This is a genomic window from Cytophagales bacterium, from assembly GCA_019456305.1.
Classification (GTDB): Bacteria; Bacteroidota; Bacteroidia; order Cytophagales; family VRUD01; genus VRUD01.
The window spans coordinates 1-13,728 of the sequence record VRUD01000011.1 but is presented as its reverse complement, the minus strand read 5'-3'; the positions used below and the strand labels follow the sequence as shown (position 1 = coordinate 13,728).

The window sequence follows — 13,728 nt, the reverse complement described above, 5'->3', positions numbered from 1 at the left end:
ATGCAAACAACGTTGAACAAAATAAAAAAGCTAGAACAATTAATTGTTAGTAGCAACACGACAGATAATGTAATAGATATAACAATAGATAAAATTCTTACACGAGAAAAAACTAAATTGAAAAATCAAATTCATGACTTGAATACTCAACTTAAGGAATTTGAGAAAAAGTATAATTTAGGTTCGGAGAAATTTGAAATTGATTATAAAAATGGTAAGCTTGGGGATAATATTGATTTTATTGAATGGTCTGCAACAATTGATATGATAAATAATGCAGAAAAACAATTGGATATTCTTGAAAGCAAATAATGACTACAGATATTAATCAATATTTCAAAGAGATAGAATTACATTTATTGCAGAGTCCAAAAATCCTCGATTACTCAATATTAAGAAAAAATATTCTGTTGAAAGAAGGGAAAATTAGAATAAAAATCTATATGAGAAATGGAGATATAATTGAATTATTTGAATATGCTATTGAAAAATCCTCAAAATTAATTCCTCAAAAATATAGTGTTCATTGGCAAGATGACAATGGCAATCTAAAAAGAAGATGGGACAATGCACCTCATTACAAAGATTTACCTAATTTTCCACATCATATTCATTATATTAATGATAGAGTAGAATCAAATACATCTGTTCCAAACATATTGGAAATTCTTTTGGAAATTGAAGATGAAATAGATTGAAAACGAATTTTAACATTCAATATAAAAAAACCGGAAAATATAGTATATTTGAAAGGGCTATTTAACAATATAACAATGAGAATAATTTATTTATCGGCTATTTTCTTTATTGCCTACTGCCTACTGCTTACTGCCAACTGTTTTTCTCAAACCTCAAACTTCATCCATTACGGTGTCGCTGATGGATTGGTACAATCTCAGGTTTCAACTATTGAACAGGATAAAGACGGCAATTTATGGATAGGTACACTTGCCGGTTTATCCAAATATAATGGAAAAGAATTTAAAACCTACACCAAAAAAGATGGCCTGGCTGAAGACTGGATCACAACATCCTATACAGACCGCTCAGGCAATATTTGGTTCGGACACTACGGAGGCAACGTCACTAAATACAATTACGAAAAAAAGATATTTGAAGATGTACATTTCAAACAATATAGTCAGTTCAATCCAATTACAGATATTCTGGAAGACCATGCAGGTAATTTTTGGTTTGCCAAAAAAGGGTCGGGCATATATAAATATGAACCGGATTCAAATATTATCATCGCTGTAAGTGACACTCCACAGTTGAACAGTCCAAATGTATATTCAATTTGTGAAGATAAGTTTGGTAACCTGTGGTTTGGAACCAATAAAGGTATTACCATTTATAATCCAAAATACGACATTAATTCACCCGATGCTTTTGTTTATTTGAATGATAAAAACGGTTTGCCGGCTAACGTCATATTCTCTATAAAATCAGTATTGAATGATGAAATATGGATCGGAACCTGGACTTCAGGCATTATCGTTATCAGAACTACTGATAACATTTATGATCTGATCAAAGCATCTGAAAGTGAAGGAGAGGCCCTCAGTGCAGATATTATTAGCAATATAAAAGAAAGAGATGGTTTGGCATCTAATAATGTCTTATCCATTTATGAAGACAAGGATAACAATATCTGGGTAGGATCACTTTCCAAAGGTATAACCCGATATTTACCCGCAAGTTCTTCTGAAAGAAAGCAAGATGCTGCCAAAGGTACTTATAAAATCTTTAGCATGAAAAAGGGTTTGTTTTCTTATGCTGTTGATGATATTTTACAGGACAGGGAGGGCAATATCTGGATTGCTTCTGATATGGGGCTGGATAAATACCGCGGTGACAGATTTGTCACCTTTGATGAATCAACCGGATTGATCAATAATATAGTTTGGTCTATACTTGAAGACAGCAAAGGTAATATATGGATGGGAACTGATGGAGGTGTCTCAAGATTCACTTTTGAAAAAATTAAAGACAAAAAGAGGTTATCAGGAAATTTTAAAATCAAAAATTATACATCCGGTAATGGTTTATCAGGTGATTTTGTAGTGTGCATCTATGAGGACAGTAAAGGAAACCTGTGGTTTAGTACAGTTAGGAAAGGTGTATGCGTGTTTGATGGAAAAAAATTCAGAAATTATAATACAAATGATGGTTTAATAGACAATGTTGTAAGTTCAATTATAGAAGATAATGATAGTAATATTTGGTTTGCTACCTATAAAGGAGCTACCAGGTTTAATCCTCAAAAGCAGAAGTATACAAATTATACCATTGAAAACGGTTTAGGGGGTAATAAAGTACATACCTCATTTAAAGACAGTAAAGGCAATTTATGGTTTGGAATTGTAGGTGGTGATCTGACAAAATATGATGGTACCAAATTTCAAAAATTCAGCGAAAAAGATGGAATAAAACATAGATTTGTCAAATGTATTACTGAAGACCTGAACAACAATTTATGGTTTGCCACCTATGCTAATGGCTTATACAAATATGATGGACAAAATTTTACAAATTACACAATCAGGGGAGTAAAAGGTTCTGATTTTCCATGGTTAATTACCTGTGATAAAGAAAACAATATCTGGATCGGCATTAGCCAGGGTGTTGTAAAATTTGACCAGCAAACAAACGTTTTTACTTTTTATGGGAAACAGGAAGGATTCCTGGGTGTAGAAACCAATCAAAATGCTGTTTTAAATGATAGCGAAGGTAATATCTGGTTCGGCACGATCATGGGAGCAGTAAAATACTCACCTGAAAAAGATATACCGAACAAGACAGAGCCCAAAACTTTTGTTAACAAACTGCAGCTTTTCCATAAAGATATTGAATTTCAACCGGATGCACAATTCAGCTATGACCAAAACCAGCTTACATTTAATTTTATCGGGGTGAGCTTAACCAATCCCAATAAAGTACGGTATCAATACAAATTAGAAGGTTTTGACAAAGATTGGTCGCATGAGATTAAAGAAAACTTTGTAACCTATACCAATCTTCCACCGGGAGCATATTCATTTATGGTAAGATCGTGCAATAACGATGGGGTTTGGAATAAAGAGCCTGCCTCTTACAGCTTTACAATAACGCCACCGTTTTGGGGAACGTGGTGGTTTTATTCACTTTGTGCTGTAGCTGCTTTAAGTGGTGTGATCACTTTTATAAAAGTACGTGAAAGAAATTTCACAAGGTCTAAGAAGTTATTAGAACAGCGGGTAGCGGAAAGAACAAAACAATTACAAGAGCAAAAAGAAATTGTAGAAGAAAAAAACAAAGATATTACCGATAGCATCCGCTATGCTCAACAAATACAGCAGGCAATCTTTCCTCCAGATAGCTATGTAAAAAAGTTGTTACCCAATTCATTTATCTATCTTAAGCCACAGGCTATCGTAAGCGGTGATTTTTACTGGCTGACAAAAGTAGATCAAAATATAATTTTTGCGGCAGTTGATTGCACGGGTCACGGAGTGCCCGGAGCATTTATTAGTTTGTTATGTCATGATAGCTTAAATCAGGCAGTCAGGGAACATGGTATTATTAAACCCTCAGATATCCTGAATGATGTGGACAGCGTGATACAGGAGACATTTAAATATAAAGAGACGATCAGGGATGGCATGGATATAGCGCTTTGTAGTATAGATGTAGTGAATGGACGTGCCCATTCCATAAAATATGCCGGTGCCTATAATCCCTTATATATTGTTCGAAATAGGGAACTTATAGTAACAGAAGCTGATAGATTTTCAATCGGTGGTTTTCTTAAGATCAAGGATCATCGTTTCACCAATCATGAAAGAGCGCTAAAAAAAGGCGATATGATCTATATTTTTTCAGATGGCTACCAGGACCAACTTGGAGGAAAAAATGACAGGAAATTTATGAAAGGTAGTTTCAGAGAATTATTGCTTGAGATTTCCTCTTTATCTCTGGATAAACAGAAAATAGCTCTTGATAAAAACATTGAAAAATGGATGGGTAAACAGGAGCAGACAGATGATATTCTGGTGATGGGAGTCAGGATATGATGCATAATGTAAAAAGTTCAATGTTTTGTGCTCAAAGTTTATAGAATAATTAATAACTACAATCAATGGAAAAATTAACAATACAAAAGACAAGTAAAACGCCTGGTATCAATCTGGACCCGGATAAAGGGTTGCTTGAAATTTCCGGCTATTCGATCTCAAAATTCACCAAAGAATTTTATGAGCCTGTATTAAAATGGATTGATGAATACAGTAAAAAGCCCCATGAAGAAACTTTAATAAGGTTAAAATTCTATTACTATAACACTGGTACTGCAATGTATATATTGGATATTTTGAGAAAGTTAGAGGCATTATATAAAAAAGGGTTTAAAGTAAAAGTAGAATGGCAATATGAAAAAGAGGATGAGGATAGTATGGAATATGGACAAGATTTTAGAGATATTTTGAGCTTACCATTTGAGGTAGTTGAGGTTGAAGATCCAGATTGATACAAACAGTAATGAGTCCACTCTAAAAAGTCTTTTTTGCCACAAAAGCACAAAAACACTAAATCCCACTAAAAATTAACTAATTGATTTTCAGGGTTTTGTGGGATTTAGTGCTTTGGTGATTTAGTGGCATTTTTATTTTTTGGACTTTTTAGAGTGGACTCAGTAATATATTAGAAAAATCATGGTATCAGATTATACAGCAACCTTAAATGCTCATTAGATTCGTCCTCTTTAATGTTATTTCGTAATTCAATTACACCTTCCACTTCTTTAAGAAAGCCCAATGATTGATATGCAGTTAATCTTAAATAGATCAGATCACTATTTCTGGCAATATTTTCGAGTATTTTAATTCCTGACCTTTGGAGTGAATCTTTTTGAAGGTTGGGTTTCGTGACCCCGTCTTCAAAAAGATTGACTAAATAGTTTCCAAAATAAGAAACAATTGTATAAAGTTCCTCTTCATTTTTTTCAATTTTTTCGATAAACCATTCATATTTTGATGCTTCACCTTGTTTTGCGTAATATTCAACAATAGTTTCAACAATATCTTCCTGTTTGTACTTTTCAAATTCAATTAGCTTATCTTCGATATCTACCGCATCAGTATTTACATAAGCTCTTAAAGAAGCTGATACTACAGAATAGGCGCTATCTTTCATTCCTTTAATGAAAATATCTTTCAAATCGTCTGCCTGGGCTCCGGCAGGGAGGATAGGTATTGATCCAAGAACAGAAATTGCCTCACTCCTTACCCCTGATGCAGAGTCAGAGAGCGCAAGGTTTTTAATGATATTATAGATAACAGGGGCGTCTTCTCCGGAATAATCTTTAAAAAAGCTTACCGCCATCTTTCTTAACCTCCAGAACCTGTCATTCAAGGCCTTTACTATCATCGCTCGAATATCAGGGTTATCAATTCCAACCCCTCCATTACTATTCCCTGAAGTGTTCCCCGGTCTTCTCGACCTCTGGTTTGGGGCAGGTCGGTACGAGTTAGATGTAGGAGGTAGGGCAAGTTTGATAGCTTCATTCCTTGCGAGGTATTTATCCGAATTATAATATTGAAATATTAGTTCATCAGTTGATTTAGGATGTGTGATCTCGCCTGTCAATTGCTGTTCCCCATCAAACAGCACCAGGTCGGGTACTTCATCAACTTCAAATTCAAATTCCTGGTAAGCTTTTGTAATTTCAATCTCGTGTCGTTGTTTTTTACCATCAACCCATATATCAACGACTAAAGGTAGTCTGTAAATTGGAGTATTAGCAGAATCCTGGTTTTGCCAGACTTTTAGTACCAGTGTTCCATTAGAAGTGGTCGGATTGTCCCCGATAGCTCCCCTACCAGCTACAAATTGATGTTCTACTCTGATGACCGGATGGCCGGGAGAGAAGAACCAACCATTGAAAAACCAATTCAGATCCTCACCTGTCACCTTTTCAAATGCAATTCTGAGATCATGAATTTCTACATCGGTAAATTTATGCGTGTGTAAATAGAGCTTTAGAGATTCAAAAAAGGCATCATCTCCAACATATTTTCTTAGCATATGCAGTATCCTGGATCCTTTTGCATAAGTATGGCCATCAAACATGGCGTCCTTGCTTCTATAGTGATACCTGATCAATGGCACCTGTTTTCTTCTTGCTTCATACAGATAATGTTTCAATTCATTTTGTAATATATAATCAGCCTCATCTGTTCCATATTTATATTCAGCCCACAGATATTCAGAATAAGTCGCAAATGCCTCGTTTAATGGAAGATTTGCCCACGATTCACAGGTTACCAGGTCACCAAACCAATGATGAAAAAGCTCGTGGGCAATGATATCGTCCCAATTATGATCCAATAGCTCTCTGTTATCAACCTGGACGTCTTCCATTAAGATAGTGGCCGTAGTATTTTCCATTGCACCTGAAACATAATCACGCACCACCACCTGCGAATATTTATCCCATGGATATTTATACCCCAGCTTATTTGAAAAAAATTCAATCATTTCAGGTGTATTGCCAAATATGTTTTTTGCATACCGGGCATATTCGGGTTCTACATAATAATTCACTTCTATATCCTGCCAGTGATCTTTTACAACTGCAAACTCTCCGATAGCCATCATCGTGAGATAAGGTGAATGGGGGAGGTCTTGTTTCCAGTATTCAGTCTTTGTTCCATCTTCATTGATCTTTGAATAAATAAGGCTCCCGTTTGATAAAGTTGTAAAACTTGTATCAATGGTGATATAAATTTCCTGTGTCATCTTTTCATTCGGAGAATCGATAGTCGGAAACCAGCAGGAATTTGACTCCGGCTCACCCTGTGTCCATATTTGTCTTGGCTTGTTTGGTTCCTTTCCGTCAGGATTTACAAAATAAAGGCCTTTATCTGAATGAATTGCAACGCTACCACCTTCAGGTAATTCGTTGGGTTTTGCAGTATAGTCAATCCGGACAAGCAATGTTTCATCCCTTGTGTAAGTTTTATCCAAAAATATTTTTATGATAAGGCTATCATATTCATATTTTAATTCCTCAGTGTTAGTTGAGTTATATTCGTCAGACCACTTGCCTGCTCCTTTGCCAGCGCTTAGTGGTCTGACGAGGGTAATAGAATGGATATCAAACCCTTTTGCGTCTAATTCTAAAATATTTTGCGGATAAAAATATGGTTTAATGGAGAGGGCAGCTATGCCATGTAAATATTGCTTTTTCCAATCAAAGCTAACTTCTAATTTGGTGTGAAGCAAATCAAAATCTTTAGTTCTTGAGGCATGATATTCGCTTTTTGGATATTGGGTTTTTGATATTGAACGTTGAATACCGGATGCTTGCTGTTTGCTGTTTGCAGATGAACCTTTGTTTGGCTTGTGTACCATCATGCATGAAGACAGTAGAGAGAGCAAAATAAAATGTAGGAAAAGTTTTGACATACTAATTAACTGATTGCAAATATACGAATGTTCCCCAAAGGGTAATCATCCGTAGGGTGAAATACTAATTTAATGCAAATATACGAATAAAAAAATGCTAATCCCGAGTACTCGGGACTAATGATACTAATAATGAAATCTATATTAAGAAGCAGAGTAAAAATATTCGTATAATTAGTATCAATTAGTATATTAGCATTATAAATTAGTATATACTAAGAAGCAGTACCTAATATTCGTATATTGGCATCGGTGATTAGGCTCTTAAAAGAGCATTATAACCAACATGTTGTCTATAATTATTGATGATTTTTTTGAAATTCAAGTAATTTTAGTTCTTAGTTTGTTGGTTTATTTGTTATGGTTTTTTGGTTATTAGTTTTAGTTTAATAGTTATTTTAGTTTTTGATTTTGCAAACAATAATATCCAAATTCAAAACCTGAGCAATATTGGGTTGTAATTATGAGACGATAAAACTAACTAACCAAAACCAGTAACCAACTAACTAAAACTATTAACTAAATAAACCAATAACTAAATTTTTTCTAAGACTTTACACGTAATTTAGTACGTTCACAATAGATTTCCCCGAAAGGCTTTTTTTACAAGCGAAGTCTTGGAAAAAATTTAGTATATTAGTATCGGACATGTTAAAAATTAAGATCAACAATAGCAAAACGCTGGTATTTACCCAGGACAAAAATAAAACCCTTATCAATAATAAAGAGATTAATTGGGATATTATTGAGATAAAAAACAACATGTTTCATATCATTAAAGACAACCGCTCCTATAATGCTGAAGTGGTTGAAGCGGATTTAGTACAGAAAAAATTTGTGATAAAAGTAAACGGCATTAAACATGACCTTGAAGTGCATGACCAGTTTGACCTTCTGCTCGAAAAGCTTGGTATGAACAAGCGTGCCGCCCCTAAAAAAAATGTTGTTGAGGCCCCCATGCCCGGTTCAATACTTGATATAAAAGTAAAAGAAAGGGATAATGTAAAAAAAGATGATACATTAATCGTCCTGGAAGCTATGAAAATGGAGAATATAATTAAGTCTCCCGGGGATGGGGTGATTAAATCTGTGAAAGTGAGGAAAGGTGAAGGGGTGGAAAAGGGGCAGGTGTTGGTGGAGTTTGAGTGAGAAGATTAAACTGGCACATAATATAACTGTATAAGATTATGTACAGGATAAATTTTAATCTTCTTTTGCCTCCCTGATATCCTGAATTAATAAAAAAACAGCAAAGGCTATCATTACACCCCCAATAAAAACAGAAGCTATTATTTGAATTATTTCAATCATTTTTTTTCTTTAAAATACTCTTTCATTACCGCAAATCTAAATCATTTAAACAAAAACAAAAAAAGTAATGCCACAAAATTTAATTTTCAGTGAAACATTTGGCTATTCACAAATTCCTGCATTATATTTGCCCCTGTACTTCAATCTGTGTTAAAAACCTGTATAATCTGTGTTTAAATACAAACGCATACTCCTCAAACTAAGCGGTGAAGCCCTTTTGGGTGATCAGAAGTATGGGATCTGCCCCAATATGGTTTTACAATATTCCGGAGATATCAAAGCAATAGTTGATAAAGGTGTACAGGTTGCTGTTGTGATAGGTGGGGGTAATATTTACAGAGGTTCTGATGCAGAGGAGGCAGGGATAGACAGGGTACAGGGAGACTATATGGGCATGCTTGCTACGTTGATCAATGGAATGGCATTGCAGGGTTCATTAGAAAAAAGAGGGGTTCATACAAGACTCATGTCAAGCATAAATGTGGAGCAGGTCTGTGAGCCATTTATCAGGAGAAGAGCTATCAGGCACCTTGAAAAGGGCAGGGTAGTGATCTTTGGTGCCGGCACAGGAAATCCCTATTTCACGACCGATTCGGCAGCCAGCCTCAGAGCTATTGAGATTGAGGCTGATGCAGTGCTAAAAGGAACGCGCGTAGATGGTATCTATTCGGCTGACCCTGAAAAAGACCCTTCTGCAAAACGGTTTACCAATATCACATTCAATGAAGTTTATCAAAAAGACCTTAATGTGATGGATATGACCGCATTTACGCTTTGTAAAGAAAATAAGCTGCCTATCGTGGTCTTTAATATGAATAAAAAGGGTAATCTTCTGGCAATAATTGAAGGGGAAGAAGTTGGGACGTTGGTGAGTATGTAGCTGGGTACTGGGCGCTGGATATTGGCAATTTATATTGGCTTTAGTTTAAACTAACGTTGCAAAATGCATAATTTTTAATTATGGAAGAAATAAAATTTTACATCGATGAATCTGAAAATTCAATGGAAAAGGCAGTTGAGCATACCATGGTTGAATTTTCAAAGATCAGGGCGGGCAAAGCAGCGCCTTCTATGGTTGAAGGCGTGAAAGTTGATTATTATGGTACACAAACCCTGCTTAATCATCTTGCTTCAATCACTACCCTTGATGCGCATACAATTGTAATAAAACCTTTTGAAAAATCTGTGATACCTGAAATAGAAAAAGCCATTCAAAACAGTGGTCTTGGACTCAATCCGCAAAGTGAGGGCGAAACAGTCAGGATCAATGTACCGGCTTTGACTGAAGACAGAAGAATGGAGTTGGTTAAACAGGTAAAAAATGAAGCAGAAAATGGAAAGATACGCATACGAAACATCCGGAAAGATACCAATGACCTTTTAAAACAGCTGCTGAAAGAAGGCGCCTCAGAAGATGAAATAAAAGAGGCAGAAGCAAAAGTGCAAAAGCTTACCGACAGCTTTATTGGTAAAATTGATACATCGCTTAGCAAAAAAGAGGAAGAAATAATGACGGTGTGATTCGGAATTATCGGTTAATTGGTTAGTATATTATTTTACTAATAAAACACAACCTTTTTTGTTACACTAAACTTGTCATTACTAATTCTTACAAAATAGATACCTTTAGGATTATTGCTTAAATCTATTTTGTAAATATTGTTTTGAGCTTGTTTATATTCTTTTGAATAAACTATTCCCCCTAATATATTAAGTACCGATACATTCAATTCATTTGCATTTTTAAGATCAGTTCTTAAGAAAAACACTCCTGAAGATGGATTCGGATATATAGAAACCGAATTATTAATAAAAGTTTCTTTGGCTATTCCTACTGTTGGACAATTATCCACTAGAAAATTATCAAGGTACAATACATTCATATCGTATGCATTATGATTGAAAGCTATATAAACCTGCTGGCCGCCAAAAGTTCCTCCATTAATAATCGCGTATTGAGATGTCCATATAGTATCACCATCAGTTTGAGGATCATTATCAGTAACACTAAACAAAGTATCACCACTTGTTGTAAAGTCATTTATCGTCATACCTGTAGTAGTAATTAAAACTCTGTATCCATCTCTCCAATTATTATCACCTATGAGATGCTGCCATGATAATTTACCGCCTCCTGCAGGTATTGTGATGGGTCCAAATTCAATCCAGTTATCTGCCTGACCTGCCGGGTCAAACCATGAAGTGGCACCCTGCATGAAGTTAGTGTCTCCCGGTGCTATTATATTAAAGATGGTGACCCAGGTTGTGGGCATACCCATTAAATTTGGATGTGGAGTTAATCCATCGTTATCCTCTGTATTAAAAACAAAGCTGCCTGCATCCGTAGGGTTTATCCAGTAAGATGGCAAGGGGGCATAGAACAAGGTATCACAACTACCAGGCTGACACCCCTGAGAAGTTTTTAACGAAGATCTGAAACCGTTTAAGGTAAGTACCATTCTTGTCTTTTGTCCCTGAGTAAAAATGTTCATGCAGGCATCATTTGAGTAGTCCATATAATTCATAAACATAATGCCTGGAAAGTTAGTTGTACAGGTATCAGTGACAGGAAAAGTAGGGCAGTCATAGGTTGCTACTTCTTGTAGAGGAGTATCATTCACCCCATCATCTAAAGCACATAAGTTTTCATCTCCCCATATATGTTTCAGATTCAGCCAGTGGCCAATTTCGTGTGTTGTTGTTTGCCCCTTATTATAAGGTGCCTGGGCAGAGCCATCTTTACCAAATGCAGAATAAAGAATCACAACACCATCAGTAGCAGCCGATCCAGCCCCCGGAAATTGAGCATAACCTAAAAGACCTCCTGCAAGTTTACATACCCAAATGTTAAGATACTGATCCCTGGGCCAGGCATCTTTCCCACCTGTTGAATTAAATTTAACATCATTAGCAACATCTGAAAATGAAGTATTTGCTGTTTGCGTTCTTGTAATACCCGTAGTTGGAATCCCGGAAGGGGTCGCGTTGTGCTAAGCAAAATTCTATCTCACAATCTGCCGCTACACCCTGAAAACCAACGGGAGTATTTGAAGTATCTGCATTGAGTCTCCTGAAATCTTCATTCAAAACATCTATTTGAGACTGAATTTGTGTATCTGAAATATTTTGGCCTGCCGTGTTATATACAACATGAACAACCACAGGAATTGTAATGACTATGCCTGTATTTTTTAAGTTTGCATGACTTTGTATCCATTGCTGAGTTTGATGCTCAATTTGAGCCATTCTTTGTTCAAGACCAGGATCGGCAGCTTTTTGCTGTTGCAGATATGCCATTGTCCCACACGTTCTTTTTTGCTGGCCCAATGAGCTGTTAAATGCAAGAAGAAGTGTAAAAAGGATAAGCGTAATAACTTGTATTGATTTCATAGTAGTAAATGTTTAATTATCACAAATTAAGTATATTGCAACTTAGTTACCAAACAAATGTTGAGTCCACTCTAAAAAGTCTTTTTTGCCACAAAAGCACAAAAACACTAAATCCCACTAAAAATTAACTAATTTATTTTCAGGGTTTTGTAGGATTTAGTGGCATTTTTATTTCTTGGATTTTTTAGAGTGGACTCAATGTTATAATTTTTTTTTTAATAACCACGCTTCTACTGCTTCAGAGACGAGATACTTTATTGATTCACCTTTTTTTACATACCTTCTTATTAATGAAGAGGAGATATCAAGCATAGGGGCGTCAATGATATTGATGTTTGACCTCATTAGATTTCTTTTATCTAATGGGGCTGATGATACTTCATACTTCATTGATTTAGACTGATTATCAGAATCTGATTTAATTCTGGGATAAACATATATTTGAAAATTCTCTATGATTTTATCATACTCCTTCCATTTTCCAAAAGAAATTAAATTGTCTTCACCTATTATTAAAAAAAAAGTGTGCTGTTGATATTTTTCTCTAAGAAGCATTAAGGTATTAATGGTATAGCTTGGCCTGGGCATATTAAATTCTATATCAGTAACATGCAGTTTATTGTTACCTTCAATAGCCTTTTTAACCATTAATAGTCTTTCAGATGCAGGAAGAAGCGTTGGATCGTACTTCTTAAGAGGATTTTGCGGTGAAACCACAAACCAAACTTCATCAAGATCAGTGATATTAACCATCATATTGGCAATAATAAGATGACCGATATGGATGGGGTTGAAGGAACCAAAGAAAAGTCCTACTTTCATTATATCTTGTAGCTACATTACAAATAAAATCCCTTTAAATTCTAATGGCTAAATTTCTAAACAGTTTGGAACAGGAAAAAATATCAACCATTTTACAGAAATTCATCAACCAACTTTTGCGCTTTTATCAGGGTATCCTCCAAAACATCATTAACCAGGGTAACATCAAACTTGTTTTCAAATGTCATTTCAAATTTCACCTTAAATAGTCTTTTTGAAAGGCTCTCTTCAGATTCAGTGTTCCTGAAATTCAAACGTTTTTCGAGTACATGAAGTGTAGGGGGCCTAACAAAAACAGCCAATGCTCTATCCGAATAATATTTTTTTACATTCAATCCTCCTTTCACATCCAGGTCTAATAAAACATGATTGCCTTTATTCCACAGTCTTTCAAGTTCAGATTTCAATGTACCATAGAATGCACCGTCATAAACCTCTTCCCATTCAACGAACTCATCGTTATCAATTTTGGTTTTAAATTCTTCGGGCGTTAAAAAATAGTAATCTACACCATCTTTTTCAGTTCTGCCTCTTTTATCCCGTGTACAAGCAGAAATGGCAAAATCCAGGTTGGCGTTATTTTCAGCGAGGTGTTTAACGATTGTAGTTTTACCTGAACCGGAAGGGGCAGAAAAAATGATCAGCTTTCCTTGCATAAACTAGTACTTAGTTGCAAAAGTAATAGTAATTATGACACTCAATTATACTTCTCAATTGTTTGCTTTCATTCGGCTGTAACTCAATTGTAACTCGTTGTAATTC

The 13,728-nt window shown here is 35.3% G+C and carries 12 protein-coding genes; 7 read left to right on the top strand and 5 right to left on the bottom strand.

Annotated elements, in window-relative coordinates:
• The 4 genes from FVQ77_03660 to FVQ77_03645 all read left to right on the top strand — a co-directional run bounded on the left by FVQ77_03660 (position 1) and on the right by FVQ77_03645 (position 4,504).
• Complete coding sequence (locus tag FVQ77_03660; GenBank protein MBW8049434.1) at positions 1–312, top strand: hypothetical protein; 312 nt, start codon at positions 1–3, stop codon at positions 310–312.
• A complete protein-coding gene (locus FVQ77_03655) occupies positions 312–698 on the top strand; it encodes a hypothetical protein (GenBank protein MBW8049433.1) in 387 nt (128 codons plus the stop codon). The genes FVQ77_03660 and FVQ77_03655 overlap by 1 nt, the downstream gene beginning before the upstream one ends.
• Positions 699–773: 75 nt before the next feature.
• Positions 774–4,052: a SpoIIE family protein phosphatase gene (locus FVQ77_03650; GenBank protein ID MBW8049432.1), complete on the top strand. Its 3,279-nt coding sequence runs from the start codon at positions 774–776 to the stop codon at positions 4,050–4,052.
• 65 nt (positions 4,053–4,117) lie between these two features.
• Positions 4,118–4,504, top strand: a complete 387-nt coding sequence (locus tag FVQ77_03645) for a DUF1987 domain-containing protein (GenBank protein ID MBW8049431.1) — start codon at positions 4,118–4,120, stop codon at positions 4,502–4,504.
• A gap of 182 nt (positions 4,505–4,686) precedes the next feature.
• Here FVQ77_03645 and FVQ77_03640 read toward each other — a convergent pair whose 3' ends face one another.
• Positions 4,687–7,443, bottom strand: a complete 2,757-nt coding sequence (locus FVQ77_03640) for a M1 family metallopeptidase (protein ID MBW8049430.1) — start codon at positions 7,441–7,443, stop codon at positions 4,687–4,689.
• Between the two features lie 648 nt (positions 7,444–8,091).
• Here FVQ77_03640 and FVQ77_03635 point away from each other — a divergent pair.
• The 3 genes from FVQ77_03635 (at position 8,092) to FVQ77_03625 (ending at position 10,275) form a co-directional block, all read left to right on the top strand.
• Positions 8,092–8,592: an acetyl-CoA carboxylase biotin carboxyl carrier protein subunit gene (locus FVQ77_03635; protein ID MBW8049429.1), complete on the top strand. Its 501-nt coding sequence runs from the start codon at positions 8,092–8,094 to the stop codon at positions 8,590–8,592.
• Between the two features lie 331 nt (positions 8,593–8,923).
• Positions 8,924–9,634 (top strand): UMP kinase, encoded by a 711-nt coding sequence (locus FVQ77_03630; protein MBW8049428.1) that lies wholly within the window; start codon positions 8,924–8,926, stop codon positions 9,632–9,634.
• Positions 9,635–9,711: 77 nt separating this feature from the next.
• Entirely contained in the window at positions 9,712–10,275 is a 564-nt protein-coding gene (locus tag FVQ77_03625) for a ribosome recycling factor (GenBank protein ID MBW8049427.1), read from the top strand.
• Positions 10,276–10,313: 38 nt separating this feature from the next.
• Here FVQ77_03625 and FVQ77_03620 read toward each other — a convergent pair whose 3' ends face one another.
• The 4 genes from FVQ77_03620 to FVQ77_03605 all read right to left on the bottom strand — a co-directional run bounded on the left by FVQ77_03620 (position 10,314) and on the right by FVQ77_03605 (position 13,622).
• Positions 10,314–11,519: a T9SS type A sorting domain-containing protein gene (locus FVQ77_03620; protein MBW8049426.1), complete on the bottom strand. Its 1,206-nt coding sequence runs from the start codon at positions 11,517–11,519 to the stop codon at positions 10,314–10,316.
• Between the two features lie 142 nt (positions 11,520–11,661).
• A complete protein-coding gene (locus FVQ77_03615; GenBank protein MBW8049425.1) occupies positions 11,662–12,144 on the bottom strand; it encodes a hypothetical protein in 483 nt (160 codons plus the stop codon).
• 201 nt (positions 12,145–12,345) lie between these two features.
• Complete coding sequence (locus tag FVQ77_03610; protein MBW8049424.1) at positions 12,346–12,966, bottom strand: nicotinate-nucleotide adenylyltransferase; 621 nt, start codon at positions 12,964–12,966, stop codon at positions 12,346–12,348.
• A gap of 92 nt (positions 12,967–13,058) precedes the next feature.
• Complete coding sequence (locus FVQ77_03605) at positions 13,059–13,622, bottom strand: guanylate kinase (GenBank protein ID MBW8049423.1); 564 nt, start codon at positions 13,620–13,622, stop codon at positions 13,059–13,061.
• Positions 13,623–13,728: the final 106 nt, after the last annotated feature.